16 protein-coding genes are annotated in these 20,766 nt (G+C 64.3%); 13 read left to right on the top strand and 3 right to left on the bottom strand.

The genetic code is table 11. The features are described 5' to 3' along the window. The first annotated feature begins 323 nt into the window (after nucleotides 1–323). A complete protein-coding gene (locus tag GGR45_RS18890) occupies nucleotides 324–2,285 on the top strand; it encodes a putative bifunctional diguanylate cyclase/phosphodiesterase (RefSeq protein ID WP_175310336.1) in 1,962 nt (653 codons plus the stop codon). On the opposite strand, the gene GGR45_RS18885 is transcribed toward GGR45_RS18890, so the two are convergent. Both GGR45_RS18885 and GGR45_RS18880 read right to left on the bottom strand, forming a co-directional pair. After that, nucleotides 2,286–3,191 carry a crotonase/enoyl-CoA hydratase family protein gene (locus tag GGR45_RS18885; RefSeq protein ID WP_246358323.1) on the bottom strand — a complete coding sequence of 302 codons (906 nt, stop codon included), beginning with the start codon at nucleotides 3,189–3,191 and terminating at the stop codon, nucleotides 2,286–2,288. It lies immediately after the preceding gene. A 424-nt stretch (nucleotides 3,192–3,615) separates the two neighbouring features. Then, complete coding sequence (locus GGR45_RS18880; RefSeq protein WP_175310337.1) at nucleotides 3,616–4,473, bottom strand: serine hydrolase; 858 nt, start codon at nucleotides 4,471–4,473, stop codon at nucleotides 3,616–3,618. 291 nt (nucleotides 4,474–4,764) lie between these two features. Here GGR45_RS18880 and GGR45_RS18875 point away from each other — a divergent pair, with 291 nt between their 5' ends. Next, nucleotides 4,765–8,373, top strand: a complete 3,609-nt coding sequence (locus GGR45_RS18875) for a family 43 glycosylhydrolase (protein ID WP_175310338.1) — start codon at nucleotides 4,765–4,767, stop codon at nucleotides 8,371–8,373. 49 nt (nucleotides 8,374–8,422) lie between these two features. Here the strand turns inward: GGR45_RS18875 and hcp are convergent, their stop codons facing one another. Beyond that, the gene (gene hcp / locus GGR45_RS18870; RefSeq protein ID WP_175310339.1) at nucleotides 8,423–10,063 is read right to left on the bottom strand and encodes a hydroxylamine reductase; all 1,641 of its coding nucleotides are present in this window, start codon (nucleotides 10,061–10,063) and stop codon (nucleotides 8,423–8,425) included. Nucleotides 10,064–10,194: 131 nt separating this feature from the next. Here hcp and GGR45_RS18865 point away from each other — a divergent pair, with 131 nt between their 5' ends. The 11 genes from GGR45_RS18865 to GGR45_RS18815 all read left to right on the top strand — a co-directional run bounded on the left by GGR45_RS18865 (nucleotide 10,195) and on the right by GGR45_RS18815 (nucleotide 20,485). Further along, nucleotides 10,195–10,596 carry an RrF2 family transcriptional regulator gene (locus tag GGR45_RS18865; RefSeq protein ID WP_175310340.1) on the top strand — a complete coding sequence of 134 codons (402 nt, stop codon included), beginning with the start codon at nucleotides 10,195–10,197 and terminating at the stop codon, nucleotides 10,594–10,596. Between the two features lie 212 nt (nucleotides 10,597–10,808). Beyond that, complete coding sequence (locus GGR45_RS18860) at nucleotides 10,809–11,267, top strand: potassium channel family protein (RefSeq protein ID WP_175310341.1); 459 nt, start codon at nucleotides 10,809–10,811, stop codon at nucleotides 11,265–11,267. Then, complete coding sequence (locus tag GGR45_RS18855; RefSeq protein ID WP_175310342.1) at nucleotides 11,248–12,765, top strand: PAS domain-containing sensor histidine kinase; 1,518 nt, start codon at nucleotides 11,248–11,250, stop codon at nucleotides 12,763–12,765. Before GGR45_RS18860 ends, GGR45_RS18855 begins: the two co-directional genes overlap by 20 nt. Continuing rightward, nucleotides 12,758–13,375, top strand: a complete 618-nt coding sequence (fixJ, locus tag GGR45_RS18850) for a response regulator FixJ (RefSeq protein ID WP_175310343.1) — start codon at nucleotides 12,758–12,760, stop codon at nucleotides 13,373–13,375. The genes GGR45_RS18855 and fixJ overlap by 8 nt, the downstream gene beginning before the upstream one ends. Before the next feature lie 69 nt (nucleotides 13,376–13,444). Next, complete coding sequence (locus GGR45_RS18845) at nucleotides 13,445–13,816, top strand: response regulator (RefSeq protein ID WP_175310344.1); 372 nt, start codon at nucleotides 13,445–13,447, stop codon at nucleotides 13,814–13,816. Between the two features lie 73 nt (nucleotides 13,817–13,889). Continuing rightward, entirely contained in the window at nucleotides 13,890–14,702 is an 813-nt protein-coding gene (locus tag GGR45_RS18840; protein ID WP_246358322.1) for a universal stress protein, read from the top strand. A 100-nt stretch (nucleotides 14,703–14,802) separates the two neighbouring features. Then, nucleotides 14,803–15,732 carry a L,D-transpeptidase gene (locus GGR45_RS18835; protein ID WP_246358321.1) on the top strand — a complete coding sequence of 310 codons (930 nt, stop codon included), beginning with the start codon at nucleotides 14,803–14,805 and terminating at the stop codon, nucleotides 15,730–15,732. A gap of 446 nt (nucleotides 15,733–16,178) precedes the next feature. Beyond that, entirely contained in the window at nucleotides 16,179–17,315 is a 1,137-nt protein-coding gene (locus tag GGR45_RS18830) for an NAD(P) transhydrogenase subunit alpha (RefSeq protein WP_175310346.1), read from the top strand. Then, entirely contained in the window at nucleotides 17,312–17,602 is a 291-nt protein-coding gene (locus GGR45_RS18825; protein WP_175310347.1) for an NAD(P) transhydrogenase subunit alpha part 2, read from the top strand. Before GGR45_RS18830 ends, GGR45_RS18825 begins: the two co-directional genes overlap by 4 nt. Then, nucleotides 17,602–19,017, top strand: coding sequence for an NAD(P)(+) transhydrogenase (Re/Si-specific) subunit beta (locus tag GGR45_RS18820; RefSeq protein ID WP_175310348.1), 1,416 nt, complete (start codon nucleotides 17,602–17,604; stop codon nucleotides 19,015–19,017). The genes GGR45_RS18825 and GGR45_RS18820 overlap by 1 nt, the downstream gene beginning before the upstream one ends. Nucleotides 19,018–19,093: 76 nt before the next feature. Then, nucleotides 19,094–20,485: an NAD-dependent succinate-semialdehyde dehydrogenase gene (locus GGR45_RS18815; protein ID WP_175310349.1), complete on the top strand. Its 1,392-nt coding sequence runs from the start codon at nucleotides 19,094–19,096 to the stop codon at nucleotides 20,483–20,485. The last annotated feature ends 281 nt before the right edge of the window (nucleotides 20,486–20,766 follow it).

Raw genomic sequence — 20,766 nt, 5'->3', positions numbered from 1 at the left:
CCATAACCCCGTTCCCAGGGCCTCAAGTGCGCCGATCTGTCGTAGCTGCAAACGGCGATCTAGGCGACCACCGCTGCGGTGAAACCCCTCTAGGCCGGGGCAGCCACACGGTCAACAACATTTTTCATACCAATGCCTTTTTTTCTCACAACACTCCGTCATATCGCTCTCCTACCCTCCCCCGCTCACCTTGGAGGACGCCTTTTGCCTTGGGTTGACGGTGACTTGCGTGGCGACGGCGCGCACATCGGCTGGCGACCAAATCTCGCATACTCCTATAGACACCCGGAGCGGATGAGATAGTCAGCGCTCAGGAGGTTGATATGGAACGCTTAATCAGCCGGATTAGGCGATTGCGGCAGGCCGATGGCCGGATCTCCTCGCGGGTTCGGGCGGTACTGGTTGAATCGCTCTATGCTTCCCCTCGCTCGCTGGTCATTGGGGCGCTGACGAGCAGCGCGATCGCGGCGGTCGTCGCGATTTGCAGCGGGGATGAATGGCTGGTCGTCTGCGCGGTCGCGGTCGGGCTGGTCGGGGTGGTCCGCATCGTCGATACGCTCTGGACGCGCCAATCCGCCACGGTGCCAGACCAGGAGCGCGGTTATCGCCTCGGTGCCCTAAGCTATGCGACGCTGCTGGGTCTGTTCGGGTTATTGACGCTCACCCGGACCGAAAACGGCGTCCTTCACCTCCTTTCGGTCACGACGGCCATCGGCTATGCGGCGGGAATTGCGGGGCGCAATGCCGGGCGTCCGCTGATCGCGCTATCTCAGCTGTGCTGCGCTTCTTTGCCGCTGGCCGTGGGGCTCTTGATACCAGTGGAGCCGCTCAAGGCGCTGATGGCGTTGGTTATCGTGCTTTTCGTGGTCGCGATGATGGATATCACCCAACAGACCTATGGAGCGATCCTGCGCGCCACCATCGCTTCGGAGGAGACGGCCGCGCTGGCGGAGCATCATGCGGAGATGGCCCGACGCGATGATCTGACCGGCGTGTCCAACCGCACCGCGTTCCGCGAGCATTTCGAGGAACGGTTGCAAGGTCTGGCGGCATCCGGGGACAGGCTGGCGCTGCTATGGCTCGATCTCGACCGCTTCAAGGAGGTGAACGACTCCTTCGGGCATCTGGCCGGCAATGCGCTGCTCGTCGCCGTCGCGCGCCGGCTGAACGAGCGTTTCCGCGGCAAGGGTCTCGTCGCCCGACTGGGGGGCGACGAGTTTGCGGTTCTGTGCCACGTATCGCATCACGAGACGGCTGGCCGGATCGGGACAGCCATTCTCGATCTGGTGCGGCAGCCGGTGTCGTTCAGCGGTCATATGCTGCACATCACCCCCTCGATCGGCGTCGCCATTGCGCCCGACGATGGCAACGATGCAGACACGCTGCTCAAGAACGCCGATTTGGCCCTTTATCGCGCGAAGGAAAGCGGCAGGGGTCAGGTTCTGTTCTACGAACCCGTGATGGACGAAAAGATCGAGCGCCGCCGCCAGCTCGGCGCCGCGATGAACGGTGCGCTCGAGCGGAATGAGTTCCACCTGCTGTTTCAACCGATCTTTTGTCTAACATCAGGCGATATCGCTTCCTGCGAAGCATTACTGCGGTGGGACAGTCCGCAATTCGGCGCTGTGGCGCCCGGCGAGTTCATCCCGATCGCGGAGGAAAACGGCCTTATCGTGCCCATTGGCGGATGGGTGCTTCACCAGGCCTGCCAGGTGGCGAGTGGATGGGCATCGACGGCGACCATCGCGGTCAATCTTTCGCCCGTACAGCTTCGCACCCCCGAGCTGGCTGTCACGGTGGTGAGCGCATTGCAGGCGAGCGGCCTGCCCGCCAAACGACTGACCCTGGAAGTGACGGAGACCGTGCTGCTCGACGATGTCGAACGGTCGCTTGCCGCGCTGACCACCCTCAACCAAATCGACGTGTGTACCACGCTCGACGATTTCGGGACGGGCTATTCGTCGCTCAGCTATCTCACTCAATTTCCATTTCAGACGCTCAAGATCGACCGGTCCTTCGTCATGGACCTGGAGCACAACCCCGCCTCGATCGCGATCGTCCAGACGATCGTCGAACTCGCCGCCAAACTGGGCATGAGGACGGTCGCGGAGGGGGTCGAGACGCCCGCCCAGCTGGACCAGCTGCGCCGAACCCGGTGCGACGCGGTTCAGGGCTATTTGCTCGCCAAACCGATGCCCGCGAACGAGGTACTCGCCCTTTTCACCGCAGCATGTCCGGCCACGAAAAGCCTCGGGCAAGGCCATTCCCTGCCCGAGGCCGATTGACTATTTCCCGGACTTGCCTCTCAACCGGGTCTGTGCGGCGACCAGCCGCTCCATCCGTTTCAGGTCGCCCTCGGTCAGCCGAAGCGCGGCATCCGCCCACAGGTCGACCACGGCCTCCAGTTCCTCCAGCCGCAGCGGATTGACCGCCCGCGACGCCTCATAGATGGCGCAGTGTGCGCTGTGTCTCCGGTCATTCTGGCGGACATAGTCCGCGACCATTTTCCGCCCCCCCCCCGGCTCCGCAAGGCCATGGACCAGCCCCATTTCATAAAGCTCGTCGGCGCTGTAAGTCCGGCCGCTGAGGATCATCCGCTCGGCTCTTGCCGCGCCCAGCCGCCGCGACAGGAAACAATGCGCCCCCATGCCGGGGAACAGGCCGAACATCGTCTCGGGTAGGCCAAAGCTGGTGCCGCGCTCGGCGATGACGACATGGAAGGACAATAGCGCCTCGAACCCGCCGCCCAGGGCGTCGCCCTCGACCAGTCCGATGGTGATGATCGGCCGCTCCAGCCCGCACATGTTGCGATAGAGGATGCGGACGCAGCGATGCCCGTAACGGGCGAGCGCGGCATGGTCGCGATTGCGGATCGCCTGGGCGAACAGATCGAGGTCGCCGCCCAGGGAGAAGACGCCGGGAAAGGACGAGCCGAGCACCAGATAGCGTACCGGCAACGCGCCCGTATCGACCGCCTGCACAATTCCATCCTGCCAGCGCTCGAAATCCCGCAACAGATCGGGGTTGAAGCTGGGCCGGATACGCGGCCGCATATCCGTCCAGAGGGTCTGCGCCTTGCTGTCATAGCGTGTCACCAGTTGCCCGAAGGACAAAGCGTGCGAGGCATCGTTCATGGGCGTGGATCGTCCATCGCGAATCTCGTTCGCCAGTTCAGGATAATAAGCGGTCATGGATTATACTCTCGACATGCAGCACCATGCTGCATGGCGAGGATAGCCCGGCCGCCCGGCACGCCCGTTGCCAAACTGCCCGGCCGGCTCCCATTTCAGCCAGGAATGAATTGGTTAGCGGGAGGTCAGTGCCGATGTTCGCCCGACCAGGCCCGTTGCCGCTTCGTCACGTCGAAAGTCGGAGCCAGCATATCAGGCTCGACCTGGGAGAGACGACGAGCCGGACCGGCATATTCTGGCTTTTCATGGCATTCCACCGCTTGACCGAAACCGGCCGAGCGTCACCAGTGTGCCAACCACCCCAGGACGATCCACGGCAATATAGCGAAGAACAGAAAGCAGGCGGCTGCGGCGAGCGCCACTCGGGCCGGCATTGCGGTGGGCGACGCCCCGCTGACGATCCATGCGTTTCCCTGCTCCGAAGTCACTTCATTCGCATGAAAAACGCCACCGCATTGCGAACGCTGTCGACAAACCGATCATAGACCATGCGGGAGAGCGCGGCGATCACCGGCTGGCGGTCGCGTCCGCCCCTGGCGAAGACGGCGATCGCCACGCGGCGGCCGTCGGGCATGGTAATGAACCCGACGTCGTTCGTGATGCCGTCGAGCGTGCCGGTCTTGTCTTCGACCAGCGTTCCGGCGGGAAGCAGAGCCCGAATGCGACGAGTGCCCGTCCGACACTGACTCATCAATCCGAGAAGATAGGCGCGGCTCCGAGGAGACAGCGTGGTAGGGCTGTCGAGTATCCTCAACAGCTCAACCATGGCGACCGGCGTCGCCACATCCTTGATATCCGCCAGGTGCCCGCGCTCCCGGAGGCGTTGGGCTATGGTCCGGTCCACGCGAATGCCGCTGATGTTGTGCGACAATACCCATTGCTGGACACGGACCGGGCCGCCAAGCGCGGCGAACAGCTGATCGGCGGCCAGATTGTCGCTGTGGACGATCATGGCCTCCATCGCCTTGGCGGCGGTGCGGCCGTTGATGATGTCGCCGAGGCTGCGTCGCCCCTGATCGACGTCCGTCAGATAGGCGCCCGCAATGGCGAGCTTTACCGTACTTGCCATCGGAAAGGGGATTTCGCCATTCACCGTGGCAATCGAACCATCGCCCAGATCGATGGCGGCGATCCCATATTCACCGGAGCGCCCCGCGATCAGCGCGTTCATTTCGCGCTGAAGCTCGACCAATTCGAAGGACCGGGCGGCCGCCGGAGCCGGAATAGCGCAGCATGTCGCGATGCCCATCATCAATAGACGGGACAGCGGGGTAATACGCATATAACTCACTCGACCAAAGACTGAATCAGCCGCGCGACGCTAACCAAAAAATTCGCACCCGTCGCGCGGAATATGCCGGTGCCGCAGCGGCGAGCGCAGCGAGACTTCCCCCTTTCGACCGGACCGCGAATGTCGACCGAGCGGATCCCACCAACGGGCAAGGTACGGGCGGCGGGGATGTTGGCCATATGGGCAAATACGACTTGCACCATTCCAAATGTCCGACATAAGCAGTCCAAAACGCCGTGAGACATATTGGCGGAGAACCGCACGGCGATAGGGAGAGGCCGAATGAAAAACATACTGCGCCCCTTGCCCGCACTGCTGCTCGCCATCGCGAGCACAGCGTTGAGCGGCGCGACGCCGGCCCAGGCCCCCTTGCTGGACACGATCGCTCAGGCCGTGCGCGACGATCCCGCTTGGGCAAGTCCGCTGCGCGGCAATGTCACGCTCCCTGAAACCGCCGCCGCCCTGCCCGCCCTCGCTGGCCGCCTGGACCTGACCAGCGCGCGGATCACATGGCGTTCTTCCGATCCGAAAACGATTACGGACACCGACCGCGGGCGGGGCGCGGACGTCATCCGCAAAGGCGCCGTCATCCGGGGCAAGGCCGATCGGCCGGTGCGTCTGACAGCTACCGTCTCGCTAGCCGGGCACGCTCCGCGCGCCGTCCCGATCGATGTGACGGTACGGGCTGCGCCTGCCATAGCACCCCCGCCCTCGGCCTATCTGTTCGTCTATTTTACCGAGAACACGATCAACGGTGAAAAGCTGCGCTTCGCGGTTTCCGACGGCAACAACGCCTTGCAGTGGGAAACCCTGAACGACGCACAGCCGATCCTCGAATCCACTCAGGGCACGCGGGGCCTGCGCGATCCGTTCATCATGCGCTCGGCGGAGGGGGATCGCTTCTTCCTGCTTGCCACCGATCTGTCGACTGGTCGTACCGGCTGGGGCGGTTCGACCGATCAGGGGAGCCTTTACCTCGAAATCTGGGAATCGACCGACCTGATCCATTGGGGGCAGCAGCGCCATGTCCGGGTGAATGGACCGATGGCGGGCATGACATGGGCACCCGAGGCGACCTATGATCCCACGATCGGCGCCTATGTCGTCTATTGGACGTCGACCCTCTACAAGGACGCGGCGCACAAGATCGAGGACGGCAACGGGCCGCAGATATTGCGCGCGATCACCCGCGATTTCCGAACCTTCACCACCCCCGAACCCTGGTTCAAGGCCGCCGATGTCCCCGGCGCCGTCACGGCCAAGGGGATGATCGACGCGACCGTCATGAAGGACGGCGATCGCTATTATCGCTTCACCAAAGTCAGCGATGCAAGTGGCTGTCCGTCGAGCGATATTCTGGCGCAGGTATCGCACTCGCTGCGGGCCGACGGTGCTTCGGGCCATTGGAAAATCATCGACCGGTGTATCGGCCGCCGCTCCGGCACGCCCGAGGTGGAAGGCCCCACCGCGTTCCTCGCCAACCCGGGCGATACCAGCGGGTTCAAATACTTCCTCTGGGTGGATAACTATGGGGGCGTCGGATATATTCCGCTGGCCACCAACTCGCTCGATGGCAAGATCGCGTGGACCTACCCGCACGATTTCCGACTGCCCAAATCGCCGCGCCACGGCACGGTCATGTCGATCACCGCGGCCGAGCGCGACGCCCTCGCGGCGCACTGGAGCCCGGCGGCGCCCGACGCCGCGACCCTGGCCGACAGCTGGGTCGTGCCACCGGTACTGGCATCGGGCACGCGCCTGCCGGTTCCGGTCGATCACGTCGCGACGTGGCGCGCCGACGACCGGCCTTTGCCGGACGGCGTTCTCGTCAACCCGGGTGCAGAGCCGCGGACCGTCCGCCTGGAAGGCGTCGTGCGCGGCCCCGATGGCACGATGCTGACCAAGCGCTTTTCCGTCCGCCTGCTCGGCCGCTCCGCACGCCGACTGGCATCCTATGCGCGTGTGCCCACCACACCGCATGATGCAAACCAGCCGACCGTGGCGCGCAGTATCCATTTGGCGCTCGACGGCGCCGACGGCCGCATGATCCCCCTCAACGATAATTACGGGATAGCGTTCGCGAGCGGGGATTATGTCGGAGTCGATCGCGTCGCCCTTCGAGGGATCGCCGACCCATCGCTCTTCTATTTCGCCGACGGCGCGCTCGGCGTCATCGCGACGCGCGTGGACATGGATGGCACGCCCGACCCCGCGGCCACCGAGACGGTCGTTTTCCGCAGCGATCCCAGGCAACCGCCAACCTTCGTCAAACTGGGCACGCTGGACCTGCGCGATGCCGGTGGCATCACAAAGCCCCGCGCTGTCTGGGATACCGCCACCAACCGCTACATCGTGTCGTGGACCGACCGCACCGGCCGACCGCGCTGGACCAGCGTCGCGGATCTGGCACGCACGGAATGGCATAAAACGGCCTTTTCCCCCGGACCAGGCGGCAACCGTCCGCGTATCGTGTCCGCCGGCAATGTCGGAGACGCCCATATCGGGGCCGTGACCTCCACCGACACCGACACGCTTCCGATCGACGACACCATGGCGGCCGCGCTCCGCCATCGCTTCGGCCGCGTCGTCAACACGACGGCCAGCGTCGCCCCCCGGACCATCGATCTCCGCCGGATCGATAAGCTCAGCGGCGCGCGCGTTACGCTGGGTTATTCGGACGGCTCCACCGCCACCCGCGCCGTCGACTGGGACCGCGCCGACGTAGCGCGTCTGACCCGGCCCGGCCGCTATCTGGTCCACGGCACCATCCGTCAGACGCGCTATCCCGCGATCTTCGCCTATAACCGTGCCGATCCCGACATTTATCGGTGGGAGCATGACGGTCGCGTGCGCTATCTTTTCGCTGCCACCGACGACACGAACAACGACAATGTCGGCTCCCCGCATCTGCCCCTTCGCATTGCCGACACGATTGCGGACCTTGCGGACGATCAGGGCGGCCGCGCCCGCGAAGTCGACCTGCTCAATCGCCGCACCCGTGCCGATCGCACGGCCGAAGGTCGCGTCATAGCCGGATGCTATTGGGCTCCCGAAATCCATGAAATCGGCGGCCGGTTGTCGATCCTCTTCGCCCCCTGCTTCAACCCGAAGGACGACCAATCCAGCGAGGGGGGCGAATGGTCTCAGGTCCAGTCGCACATCATCCAGCTGCGTGACGGTGGGGACCCGGCCAACCCCGCCGACTGGTCAAAGCCCGCAGCGATCCGCAAGGCCGACGGCACGCCGCTCGGCCGCCCGGACATGGCCGCCAATATCAGCCTCGACATGTCCTATTTCGAGGTGGGCCATCAGGGTTATTACATATGGTCACAGCGCTATCTGCCGAAGTCGGGACCGCTGGGCGACCCGTTGACGTGGATCGCCAAGGTCGATCCCGTCCGTCCGACGCGGCTGACCAGTGCACCGGCCCCCATCATCGCACCGGAAACGTCGGTCGAGGAGAACCTCGCCGAGGGCGCCTTTGCGCTTCTCCACGACCAGCGCATGACCCTTGTCTATTCCAGTTCGGGGGTCAGTCCCACCTATGTCGTTAACGGCACCTCCGCGCCCCTCGACGCTGATCTCACGCGGATCGACGTCTGGCGCAAATGGTCTGCACCGCTTCAGAAGAGCGTGCCTATGCCGGCCGGCGAAACCGATTATCGGCGCTATGAACAGGGACCGGGTCATGGCGCCTTCACCACCGACGAAGACGGAAACCAACTCTATGTCTATCACAGCTGGGGCAATGGTGTCGGCGGCGATGGCCGCGACGCGCGCGTCCGCCGGATCCATTGGGCGGCCGACGGTCGACCGCTGCTCGACATGACGCCGGATGAAGAGGTCGCTCCCGCCCACCGCCGCGTCAGCATGATGGTCACGATCCGCTGAAGACCCGCCCGGTGTCCGCAGCGCGGACATACCGGGCGGGTGAGCCCTTTCAGGCGGCCTGCAGCATCCGCTCCAGATCGGCGTCGGCATTGCCGGTTGGACGGATGTCGAACTTGTCGATCAGGATGTTAAGCACCTCGGGCGTTAGAAACTGCGGCAGAGTCGGCCCCAGGTGAATCCGGCGCAGACCCAGATGCAGCATCGTCAGCAATACGGCGGTCGCCTTCTGCTCGAACCAGCTGATCGCATAATGTAGCGGCAGATCGTTGACGCCGACGTTCAGCGCTTCGGCCACGGCGCCGGCGATGCGGATCGCCGAATAGGCATCGTTGCACTGGCCGATATCAAGCACCCGCGGGATTCCATTGATATCGCCCAGTTCCTCCCGGTTGAAGCGGAACTTGCCGCACCCGAGCGTCAGCACCAGACTGTCCTTGGGTGTCGCCATGGCGAGATCATGGAAGTAATTACGACCCGGCCGCGCGCCGTCGCAGCCGCCGATCAGGAATAGGTTCTTCACCTCGCCCTTGTTGATCATGCCGAGCAGCGTGTCCGCTACGCCCATCACCGTGTTGCGGGCAAAGCCGATGGTGAGCGTCCGCTCCGGCGCGTCCTCGGCGAAGCCCGGCTGCGCCAGCGCACAGCCGATGGCGGGCGTGAAGTCGTGCTCGGTAAGATGAGGCAATCCATTCCAGCCGACTGGTCCGGTGGTGAAGATACGATCGGCATAGCCCTTGAGATTGGGGTTGATCAGGCAATTGGACGTCATCACGATCGCGCCCGGAAAAGCATCGAAATCCTTCTGCTGGTCCTGCCACGCGCCGCCGTAATTGCCCGCGAGATGGGGATATCGCTTCAGGCCCGGATAGGCATTGGCGGGCAGCAGCTCCCCGTGCGTATAGACCAGCACGCCGGTGCCTTCGGCTTGCTGGAGGATCGCCTCAAGATCCCCCATATCGTGCCCCGACACGAGCAGGCACTTGCCCGCGCGCGGCGTCATCCGGACCGCCGTCGGCTCGGGATGACCGAAACGGCCGGTGTTGGCGGCGTCGAGCAGTTCCATCACTTGAAAATTGAGCGCACCGATGGCCAGCGCGTGGCTCAGCAGCGCATCGACATCGGTCGGATCGGTGGCGAGGAAGGCGGCGATGCGGTGGAACTCAGCACTGATCGCCCTGTCCTCGAAGCCGAGGACACGGGCATGTTCGCCGTAAGCGGCAGTGCCCTTCAGGCCATACAGGATCAGGTTGCGCAAGCCGACGATGCTCGGCCCATCGCGGTCCATGAAGCGCTGAATCGCGGCGAACGGCGCGGCGGCCGACAATTCGGACGGCGTCATCCCGGGATGCCAGTTGGCGGGTTCGGCAAGCGCGGAGAGGTCTGCGCCCGCTGTCTCCGCGAGCAGCCGCGCCCGTTCCCGCATCGCAATCGCCCTGCGGATCAGCGACACGAACCGAGCTTCATCGAAATTGACGTTGGTCAGCGTGGTGAACCAGGCATGCGGCGTGAACGCATCGACCACCTCGTCCCGCGCACCCTTTGCCGCCGCGCGATCGGCATAGACCGAGACGCCCTGCATGACGCGCAATAGCACATCCTGCAGATCGGCGGTCTGCGCCGTCTTGCCGCAAGAACCCATCTTGGCGGCACACCCGCCCTTGTTCGATTGTTCGCACTGGACGCAGTACATGGCCGGTCTCCGATAAAGCTGAATTACAAATTCCGATTAATCGGCGCCCCACGGCCCTGCTTTGACGCGCGTCAAATCCATGTACATTGCCCAGTGTACCAACAGGCATGGCGAGGAGAGAAGAAGCCGGGATGCAACTGACGCGCCATTCGGATTACGCGCTGCGCCTGCTTATCCATCTGGGCAGGACGGGTGACCGACTCGTCCCTATCGCGTCGGTCGCGGCGGAGCAGGACATTTCGGCCACCCATCTGATGAAGATCGCGAACGGGCTGGCACATGCAGGCATGCTTCAGGCGGTGCGAGGCCGCCACGGCGGTGTCCGGCTGGCGCGCGACCCTGCAAGCATCAACCTCGGCGACGTGCTCGACCTCACCGAACCACGCTGCCCGATGGTCGACTGCACCGGTTGCCGCCTCGCACGCGGCTGCGATCTGCCAGGCGTGCTCGACGAAGCGCGTCGCGCCTTCATGGATGTGGTACGCCGCTACACGCTCGCCGACGTACTTCGGCAGCGCGGCGGCCTGCCCTGATCCTGCCGTCCGGCCCCGACCTCAGGGCTCCGCTGGTGCGCGAGGGCCAAGCCGCTTCCACTCTTCGCGGCCGGTGCAATCCTAAGCGAACCAAGCGCCAAGGCGAGCGCGACCGCTCCGGCGATCTCGCGCTGGTCGAGCCTCGGCCCTGACTGGTTGTACGGGTTTCTACTTATGGGCTAGATCGGATGGCGAAGGATAGTCTTCCGGGCATGACCATCGTCACGCAACTCATGGTTTCTACCGCGATGGTCCTGGCCACGGTGCTGTTGCATCTGGGAGGATTGGCGACGTTGCTGCTGCTGATCCGGCGACAGGCTTCGACGGATCAGCGGCCGACACCTGGACGCAACATCGCCGGCATCATCGCGGCAGCGATCGCGTTATTCGGCCTGCACGGAATCGAGATATGGGCCTATGCCCTGCTCTTTCATCACGTTCGCGCCGCCCCCGACCTGGAAACCGCCCTGTATTTCTCCACGGCCACATACACGACCATCGGCTACGGCGACGTTCTGGTGACGAAGCCGTGGCGCATCGTTGGCGCGATCGAGGGCGCGAACGGAATCATCCTGCTGGGTTGGTCGACCGCCTTCTTCGTCGGCATGGTCGGCCGCATCCGTTTCGTAGAGCGCGAGCTGGAAGAACGACATGACATCCAGCGGACCTGATCCCCTGCCTGCGCATCCGTTCGCCCGCTTCATCGAGGCCGAACCGGATCGTGCCGTTCTGATCCTGGCGAACGATGGGTCGGTGACCCACTGCAATATCGGTGTCGAACGGCTGCTGGGGTGGAGGGCGGCCGATCTCGTCGGGAAATCGGCAATCCTTCTCTACCCGCCAGCGCCCGATGCCGAAAACCAATTCAAGAAAGATCTCTTGCACGCGGCCACGGGCTTGCCGCTACGCAGCGAACGATGGCTGGCGCGGTGCGATGGCAGCGAATTCCTGGCGGACATGTCGATCCTTGCCTTGCGCGACGATGGCCATCGGGCGACCGGCTTTGGCCTTGAGGTTGCCAATGTGACGTCACGGCAAGCGCGGGAACAGGCGTTGCGTCAGAGCGAGCTTCATGTCCGTTCGATCCTGGCGACGGTGCCGGACGCGATGGTGGTGATCGACGATGCGGGCCTGATCCTTTCGTTCAGCGCCGCAGCCGAACGCCTGTTCGGCTATACCGAAGCCGAGCTTGTGGGTCGGAATGTGAGCATTCTGATGCCGGCGCCCTACCGCGAGCAGCACGACAGCTACATCGCGCGCTACGAGGCGACCGGCGAGCGCCGGATTATCGGCATCGGCCGGATCGTCACCGGATTGCGCCGTGACGGAACGGCGTTCCCCATGGAGCTTTCGGTCGGCGAAGCCCGGGATGACGGGCATCGTATCTTCACCGGCTTCATCCGCGACCTGACCGCGCAACAGCTCGCCGAAATGCGGATGAAGGAACTGCAAGCCGAACTGATCCATGTCTCGCGCGTCAGTGCGATGGGCACGATGGCGTCAACGCTCGCCCATGAACTCAACCAGCCGCTGACCGCGATCGCGAATTATCTGGAGGCAGGCAGGGACTTGATGGACAGCGACCTTCCCAATGCCCGGCATTTCCTGCGGGAGGCGGTGGAGGAAGCGGCGCGCGAGGCCTTGCGGGCGGGGCAGATCGTGCGGCGACTGCGCGACTTCGTCGCTCGCGGAGAGGTGGTGAAAGCGGTTCATCAGCTGCCCGAGATGATTATGGAGGCGGCACGCTTCGGGCTGCTCGGAGCGACCGAGCGTGGCATCCGGCTCTTCACCGAATTATCCCCTGACGCCTCGACGGTGCTGGCGGATCGTGTCCAGATCCAACAGGTCCTGGTCAACCTGTTGCGCAACGCCGCCGAAGCCGTCGCCAACAGCGATCGTCGCGACATCACCGTGACGACGATGCGCGAGGGCGGCATGATCGTGATCGGCGTGGCGGACACCGGTCCCGGCATCGCTCCCGAAATCGCGCCGCGGTTGTTCGAGGCGTTCGCAACGGGCAAGGACCAGGGCATGGGTTTGGGGTTGTCGATCTGCCGCACCATCGTCGAGGCGCATGGCGGCCGGATTTGGGCCGAACCCGGCGAAGCGGATGGGACCATATTCTACTTCACGGTCTGGCATGGCGATCCGGGGGAAGGCGATGACTGAAGAACGGCACGTCCATGTTGTCGACGACGAGGATGCGGTTCGCCGCTCGATCGCGTTCATGCTCAGGACATCCGGGTTTACGGTAACGACCTGGAATAGCGGCGTCGCCTTTCTGCAAGGCGCAAGGTCCGCCGAAGCCGGATGTGTGCTGCTCGACATCCGAATGCCGGATATGGACGGGCTGGAGGTTCAGCACGAACTGGCACGCCGCGGCATCGCCATGCCAGTGATCGTCCTGACGGGTCACGGGGATATCGCGACTGCGGTAAAGGCAATGCGGCAGGGCGCGGTGGACTTCCTTGAAAAGCCTTTTGAAAGGGCAGCGCTGCTTGCGGCGCTTGAACGGGGTTTTACGCTGCTGGTCGACCATGACGCCGCACTGACCGATGCACATGACGCCGGGATACGCATCGCGGCGCTCACTCCGCGCGAGCGCGACGTTTTGCACGGACTGGTTCGCGGTCATCCCAACAAGACGATCGCCTTCGACCTGGGCATCAGTCCGCGAACCGTCGAAGTCCATCGTGCCCATGTCATGACGAAACTGGAGGTCCAAAGCCTGTCGGAAGCGCTTCGCCTTGCCTTTGCGGCGGGGTGGAAGGCCGATTAGGAACATCACGTAACGACGCACTGGCCCGCTCTCGTCATGCTCCATCTCCCTCATTGGAGTGAACGCGGCATGACATTGGAACGAAGCCCCTGCAGCGGACCCACCGCCTTATTGGTGGAAGATGACGAGGGCGTCCGGCGATCCCTTCAGCTGCTCCTGCATTGGAAGGGCTATGATGTGCGCTCCTATCCGGCGGCGAGGCCGCTGCTCGCCGCCGCCGACCTGGATAGCGCCGACCTGTTGATCGCGGACTATCGCCTTCCCGATGCAACCGGCTGTGACGTTCGACTGGCGCTGGCGAGGCGCGGCTGGTCGGGCCGGTCGGTGCTCATTACGAGCTATCCGAGCGAGACGTTGACCGCCGAGGCCTGGGCCAGCGGTTTCGACGCCGTGCTGGAGAAACCGTTGCGGCAACAGGCGCTGCTCGCAGCACTCTCATAGACCATCCGTAGAATACCGAATGCCGTCACCGCACCAGGGCGGGTTATGACGTGGATGTCATCGCATCGGAGAAATGACCATGAAGAACGTCCTTCTGCTTGTGCACGACGACGTCGGCCAGGAAGCCCGGTATCAGGTCGCCCTCGACCTAACCCGTGCCTTGCAGGGCCACCTCCTCTGTCTTGACGTCACCTACGTTCCGCCGCTCGTGGGCACGGGCTATTATGACGACGGATACGTCATGGCCGACCTGCTGACCGCAGAGTCCAAACGCGAAAGTGCCAACAGGACGCGCCTGGAGGAGCGTCTGGCGCAGGAGGATGTTAGTTGGGAATGGAAGGACGTCAGTGGCGATCCCGCCACTGTCCTGCGTCATGCGGCCAGCTTCTGCGACCTGATCGTCACCAGCCGCCAGTTGGATGACACATCATTGATCGATATGCGGCGCACCGCTGCCGAGTTGATCGTGCGCTCGCACAAGCCTGTGGTGGCGGTTCCGCCGGCATGCCAGCGCTTAGGCCGCGACCATGCGTTGATCGCATGGGACGGCTCCCCCGCCGCCCTGGCCGCGCTGCGGGCAGCGATCCCGCTTCTACGTCTCACAGGCAACGTGACGATGCTGCAGATCGATGAGTGTTCGTCCGGCGCGTCGGTCGAGGATGCCGCAGCGTATCTGTCTCGCCACGACATCCATGTTCGTATCGACCAGATAGCTCGCGGCCATGCCGCAACCTCGGATGTCCTCATCGCGCAGGTGAAGGCGCGACAGGTCGATTACGTCGTCATGGGCGGATTCGGCCATGCCAGGCTGGTGGAGGCCGTTCTCGGTGGGGTGTCGAGACAGATGCTGACCGAAAGCCCCGTCCCTGTCTTCTTTGCCCATTGATCCGATGGCGTGCGCAAAAGGGGGCAATAGCGGCTCGGCGGGGCCGCGCGCGGGTTGCCGCGAACGGCGCCCGTCGGGGCGGCGGACATGGGCCGGAGCCTTGCTGATCGGTGCGGCACTCGGGTTGACCGGGCCTGTGCAGGCGCAGGATGCCGTGCCAGGACCGATCGAGCGGATGCAGGCCGGCGATGCGCTGATGGCACCGCAACTGGCCCCCGACGGGCCGGTCACGATCCTGGTGAGCCTGCCGCTCCAGCGTGCCTATGTCTATCGCAACGGCATACCCGTCGCGGTCAGTACCGTATCGACCGGCCGCAGCGGCCATGCGACCCCGACGGGCATATTCACGATCCTGCAAAAGGACGCGGATCATCGTTCGAACAAATATGATGACGCGCCCATGCCATATATGCAGCGGCTGACTTGGGACGGGATCGCGCTCCATGCCGGAACACTGCCCGGCTATCCGGCCAGTCACGGCTGCATCCGCCTGCCGGTCGCCTTCGCGCGGTGGCTGTTCTCGATCACCCGGCTTGGGGCGACGGTGGTCGTAACCGATACGCCGTCCGTACCCGAAATCTCGCCCGTGGCCGCGCCGCTCGCGCCTCCCGCTGGCGACGCCCGCGATGCCGGATCGGCGTTCACATGGCGACCCGAGCGGGCGCCGTCCGGTCCGGTATCCCTCGTCCTGAGCGGCCGCGACCGTCGCCTCCTCGTCCTGCGCAACGGCGTGGAGATCGGCAACGCGCCCATCCTGCTCGACCAGCCCGTGAGCATGACCGCCGCCTTCCAGTTGCAGTCGATTGATGCCTCCGGCCCGCACTGGCTGCGGCTGCCGGTCCCCGGCCTGTCATCCCCTTCCGGCACCGTGACATCTGCGGCGGACGAGACGAAGGTCCATCTGCCCGACGGTTTCCGATCGCTCGTCATGGGCGTGTTGAAACCGGGCGCGACGCTTCTCGTCACTCGTGATACGCTGGCCAGTGCGGGTACCGGCACGCGACAGCGGGTGATCGATACCGGTCCCTGACCGCGAAGATAAGCGCGAACGCGTGGATGATGAGCACCCGTCTGACGGCGGTCGCTGGCGAAGATGTTCGACCGCGGCGACCGCCCCCGCCGTCTTCATCCATAGCAACGTGTTTTCTACGGGAAGATACGGATTTTCCCTTTTGGCGGCGGCCGTAAATTGAGGAGCACGGCCACCAATAGGGCGGCACTTCGCCGGCTGTGGAACAATTGATACCGAAAGCATTCTTTCGACACTGCCCAGGGATACTTGGCATGAAAAAGATGACATCTTTCACATCGACGACATTTGTCTTTCATCTCGCCTGTCAGCAGCGGCGCAAGCCCGAGAATGCGCTGTCGGGCTGATGGACCCGCGTCCGAAATCTCCCCGATGATGCGCCGGCAGACGGACCTCGACCAGGTTCCGCCGCAACGCAGCCGAAAGATGCCAATCAGAAAGGCCGCATGACGATGCTCATTGCGATCGTGAAGGAAACCGAACCCGACGAACGCCGCGTGGCGATAACGCCCCCCACGCTGGCGAAACTGTTGCGACTTGGCGTGACCGTCGCGATCGAAACCGGCGCGGGGCAGGCGGCCGGCTTTGCCGATGCCGCCTATCAAGGCGCGTCGATCGCGGCCTCCGCGGCGGATGCCGTGCGCGAGGCGGATATCGTGATGACGGTCCGGCCAGCCGCGCCGACGCTCGTCGCCGCGATGAAGCCAGGCGCCATCCTGCTCGGCTTTGTCGAGGCGCCGGACCACCCCGATCTGGTGTCCGCCCTGCGCGAAAACCGGATCACGGCGCTGGCCATGGAAAAGGTCCCGAGGATCAGCCGTGCGCAGGCGATGGACGCCTTGTCGAGCCAGGCGGCCCTGGCGGGCTATTACGCGCCCTTGCTGGGGGCGGCGCATCTTCCCCGCATCCTGCCGATGATGACGACGGCGGTCGGCTCGCTGCGGGCCGCGCGTGTGCTGGTCATGGGGTTGGGCGTCGCGGGATTACAGGCGCTGGCGACGGCACACCGGTTGGGTGCGGTGACCAGCGGCTATGACGTTCGTCCGGAAACCGCCGAACAGGCCCGATCGCTGGGCGCCAAATTCGTCGAGACGGGCGTCGATGCCCGTGCTGAAGGCGGCTATGCCCGCCCGCTGACTGACGTGGAGCACGCGACGGTACGGGAGGCGCTGACGCGGTACATCGCCGAGGCCGATCTGATCGTTACCACCGCTGCCGTTCCCGGCCGCAAGGCACCCCGGTTGATCGATCGGTCGCAAGTGCTGGCGATGAAGCCGGGTTCCGTCATCGTCGATCTGGCGGCGGATAGCGGTGGCAATGTTGAGGGCACGCTGCCGGGTGAAACGGTGATCGTCGGACCCACGACGATATTGGCCCCGCGCAATGTCCCGAGCCGCCTCGCCGAACATGCCAGCGAACTTTACGCCCGCAACCTGCTGGCGATGCTGGGCCTTTTGATAGAGCAGGGCTCGCTGAAGCTCGACCTGGCGGACGAAATCGTCTCCGCGATGCGCGTCCGTCCCGATGGAGCGGATGGAGACACGACGCCCGGCAGTGCAGCCTTGACGGGAGAGGCGGCATGAACGGGATCGTCGCGCTCTACGTTTTCATGCTCGCGGGGTTCACAGGATACGAGGTGATCCGGCGGGTGCCTTCGATCCTGCATACGCCGCTGATGTCGGGATCGAATTTCATCCACGGTATCGTCGTCGTCGGCGCGCTCGATGCGCTGTTCGGCGCGACCTCGACAAGCGGGCGGGTGCTGGGTTTCCTGGGGGTGTTGCTTGGCGCGGCGAATGCCGCCGGCGGTTATGCCGTGACGGAACGGATGCTCGCCATGTTCCGCGCCAGCGGCAAGGAGACGAAGTGATGTCGACACTGGTTTCCCCATTGGTTGGCCTGTGCGGCTTCGCTGCCGCACTCCTTTTCATCCTGGGCCTGAAACGCATGTCTTCGCCCGCCTCGGCGCTGTCGGGCATCATGCTGGCAGGGATTGGCATGATTGCGGCGATCGCATCGAGTGTGATCGCGCTCCCCGATCTGCCGGCCCCCGCCCTCGCCGCGCTGCCACTCAACGCCGGCTTGGCGCTGATCGCGTTGATTCTGGGTGGCGGTTGGGCATGGTGGCGGGGACGTCACGTCGCGATGACCGCCATGCCGCAGATGGTGGCTCTTTATAACGGCATGGGTGGCGGCGCCGCCGCGGCGGTGGCCGCCGTGGCCCTGACGAGCGGCATACGGCCGACGGGCGTCGACCTGGCGGCCACGCTGGCAGGCGCTCTGATCGGGGCGATCTCGCTCTCCGGATCGGTGATCGCCTGGGCCAAGCTGGATGGAAGCATGGGAAGCGCATGGCGCTTTCGGGGGCAGAGACTGGTCAATGTGCTCGTGATGCTCGCCGCGCTGGTCCTGGGTGCCCTTATCGCGATATTTCCGATGCCGGGACCCGTGCTGACCGGCGGGTTCTTCGCCATGGCATTGCTGTTCGGGATTGCCATGACGCTGCCGATCGGTGGCGCCGACATGCCGGTGGTGATCTCGCTCTACAACGCCTTCACGGGGCTGGCGGTTGGGCTGGAAGGCTATGCGCTTGGCAATCCTGCCCTGATGATCGCGGGCATGGTCGTCGGATCGGCGGGCACGTTGCTGACGCTGCTGATGGCCAAGGCCATGAACCGCAGCCTGACGAATGTATTGTTCAGCGATTTCGGTGAAACCGGGGCGTCGGCCAGCGGGACCGAGGCGACCCGGCCCGCCAAGTCGGCCGAGGCGAGCGACGCGGCACTGGCCATGCGCTATGCGGGGAGCGTGGTGATCGTCCCGGGCTATGGCCTGGCGGTCGCCCAGGCGCAGCAGAAGCTGTACGAGCTGATCAAGCTGCTCCAGGCAGCGGGCGTCGGCGTGAAATTCGCCATCCACCCGGTCGCAGGCCGAATGCCGGGGCACATGAACGTCCTGCTCGCCGAAGCCGGCGTCCCCTATGACCTGATCTTCGACATGGACGAAATCAACGATGATTTCGACGCGGTCGACGTCGCGCTGGTCATCGGGGCCAACGACGTGGTCAACCCGGCGGCGCGGAGCGACAAGACTTCGCCCATCTATGGCATGCCCATCCTCAACGTCGACCGCGCACATCAGGTCTACGTCATCAAGCGCGGCCAGGGCAAAGGCTATGCCGGCGTCGAGAACCTGCTGTTCGGGCTCGACAATTGCGCGATGGTCTATGGCGATGCCCAGGCCGTTCTGGCCGCCATGGTGCAGGCGCTGAAGGATAGCGGCTGACACCCGATAAACTTTCCCTGGCGGCACTCGCCCCCTGCGACTCCGCTCTTTCCCCTGACGAAAAGGTGTTGTTCCCATGACTTACGCGACGACCAATCCCTATACTGGGGAGACGCTGGCAACCTTTCCCTTCGCCACCGATGCCGAAGTCGACAGCGCGATCGAAGCGGCGCATGCCGTATTTACGGAATGGCGGGATACCGATTTCGCCACGCGCGCGGCGGTCATGCACCGCGCGGCCGAGATCCTGCGCCGTGACATAGACGACTATGCCCGCCTGCTGACGCTCGAGATGGGCAAGTTGCTGAGCGAGGCGAAGGCAGAGGTTGCATTGTCCGCGGATATTTTCGCTTATTACGCCAGCCATGCCGCCGCGCTGCTCGCCGCGGAGCCGTTGCCCGTCGCCGATCCCGCCGAGGGCCAGGCGGAGCTTGTCTGCGAGCCTTTGGGCGTGCTGCTCGCGATCGAGCCGTGGAACTTCCCTTATTACCAGATCGCGCGGATCATCGCGCCGCAGCTGTCGGCGGGCAACACGATGCTGCTCAAGCACGCCTCCAACGTGCCGCAGAGCGCCGCGCGGTTCGAGGCGCTGATGCTCGTAGCGGGGCTGCCAAAGGGTGGTTTCACCAATCTCTACGCCACGCGCGACCAGGTCAGCCGGATCCTCCACGATCCCCGCGTGCATGGCGTGGCCCTGACCGGGTCGGAGGCGGCGGGTGCCGAAGTGGCGCAGATTGCCGGCGCGGCGCTGAAGAAATCGACAATGGAGCTGGGCGGCGCGGATGCCTTTGTCGTGCTGGCGGACGCCGATATGGATAAGACCGTCAAATGGGCCGTGTTCGGCCGTCACTGGAATGGCGGTCAGGTCTGCGTATCGTCCAAGCGCATGATCATCGTGGATGAAGTCTATGACGCATTCCTGGCCAGCTATACGAAAGGGGTCGCGGCGCTGAAGATGGGCGATCCGCGCGACCCTGCAACGACGCTGGCACCCCTCTCGTCACAAAAGGCCGCCGACGATCTGCGGGCCATGATCGACAAGGCGGTCGAGCATGGCGCGACCGCGACGCCGGTCGGGCCTGACATCCCTAATCAGGGCGCCTTCGTCCAGCCGACGATCCTGACGGACATTGGTGAAGACAATCCCGCGCGCTACTGGGAATTCTTCGGTCCCGTCTCGATGCTGTTCCGCGCCAAGGATGAAGCGGACGCCATCCGCATTGCCAACGATTCCCCTTATGGTCTGGGCGGATCTGTCTTCACCGCCGATACGAAGCGCGGCGCGGACGTAGCCCGCAGGATTTCGACCGGCATGGTCTTCGTCAATCATCCGACGATGGTGAAGGCGGACCTTCCGTTCGGTGGAATCCGCCGCTCGGGCTATGGGCGCGAACTGCTTGGCCTCGGCATCAAGGAATTCGTCAATCACAAGCTCATCAACGTGGTCGACATCGACGCACCGTTCTGACGAAGCTGGTGCTTCTCTTGGATACTTGGCCACTATCCACGCCGGTCTGCGGTGATGTTCACACACCGCCGACCGGCGATAAGCCATGCAAGGCGTCAGTTTGAGGCCTATGGGCCTGCTGGACTCGCCCCTCTTAAGTTGAGAGGCATATGCTCAGCGTGACGCGGTTCGTTCGAACTGCGCGGGGCTAGGGTCAGGACCCATTGATGTGAGCGTCGCGATCTGATTCAGGCTCCGTGAGGAGACTGGTAATGAGCGACCTGTTTTGGCTGACGGACGAG

Origin of the sequence: Sphingomonas zeae, from assembly GCF_014197135.1 — a bacterium.
Taxonomy (GTDB): domain Bacteria; phylum Pseudomonadota; class Alphaproteobacteria; order Sphingomonadales; family Sphingomonadaceae; genus Sphingomonas; species Sphingomonas zeae.
This window is presented reverse-complemented; position numbering and strand designations above follow the sequence as displayed.

Bases quoted from the DNA above. Each gene is read 5' to 3' on its own strand.
- GGR45_RS18890 (WP_175310336.1), top strand. From the start codon at position 324: ATGGAACGCTTAATCAGCCGGATTAGGCGATTGCGGCAGGCCGATGGC.
- GGR45_RS18885 (WP_246358323.1), bottom strand. From the start codon at position 3,191: ATGACCGCTTATTATCCTGAACTGGCGAACGAGATTCGCGATGGACGA.
- GGR45_RS18880 (WP_175310337.1), bottom strand. From the start codon at position 4,473: ATGCGTATTACCCCGCTGTCCCGTCTATTGATGATGGGCATCGCGACA.
- GGR45_RS18875 (WP_175310338.1), top strand. From the start codon at position 4,765: ATGAAAAACATACTGCGCCCCTTGCCCGCACTGCTGCTCGCCATCGCG.
- hcp (WP_175310339.1), bottom strand. From the start codon at position 10,063: ATGTACTGCGTCCAGTGCGAACAATCGAACAAGGGCGGGTGTGCCGCC.
- GGR45_RS18865 (WP_175310340.1), top strand. From the start codon at position 10,195: ATGCAACTGACGCGCCATTCGGATTACGCGCTGCGCCTGCTTATCCAT.
- GGR45_RS18860 (WP_175310341.1), top strand. From the start codon at position 10,809: ATGACCATCGTCACGCAACTCATGGTTTCTACCGCGATGGTCCTGGCC.
- GGR45_RS18855 (WP_175310342.1), top strand. From the start codon at position 11,248: ATGACATCCAGCGGACCTGATCCCCTGCCTGCGCATCCGTTCGCCCGC.
- fixJ (WP_175310343.1), top strand. From the start codon at position 12,758: ATGACTGAAGAACGGCACGTCCATGTTGTCGACGACGAGGATGCGGTT.
- GGR45_RS18845 (WP_175310344.1), top strand. From the start codon at position 13,445: ATGACATTGGAACGAAGCCCCTGCAGCGGACCCACCGCCTTATTGGTG.
- GGR45_RS18840 (WP_246358322.1), top strand. From the start codon at position 13,890: ATGACCATGAAGAACGTCCTTCTGCTTGTGCACGACGACGTCGGCCAG.
- GGR45_RS18830 (WP_175310346.1), top strand. From the start codon at position 16,179: ATGACGATGCTCATTGCGATCGTGAAGGAAACCGAACCCGACGAACGC.
- GGR45_RS18825 (WP_175310347.1), top strand. From the start codon at position 17,312: ATGAACGGGATCGTCGCGCTCTACGTTTTCATGCTCGCGGGGTTCACA.
- GGR45_RS18820 (WP_175310348.1), top strand. From the start codon at position 17,602: ATGTCGACACTGGTTTCCCCATTGGTTGGCCTGTGCGGCTTCGCTGCC.
- GGR45_RS18815 (WP_175310349.1), top strand. From the start codon at position 19,094: ATGACTTACGCGACGACCAATCCCTATACTGGGGAGACGCTGGCAACC.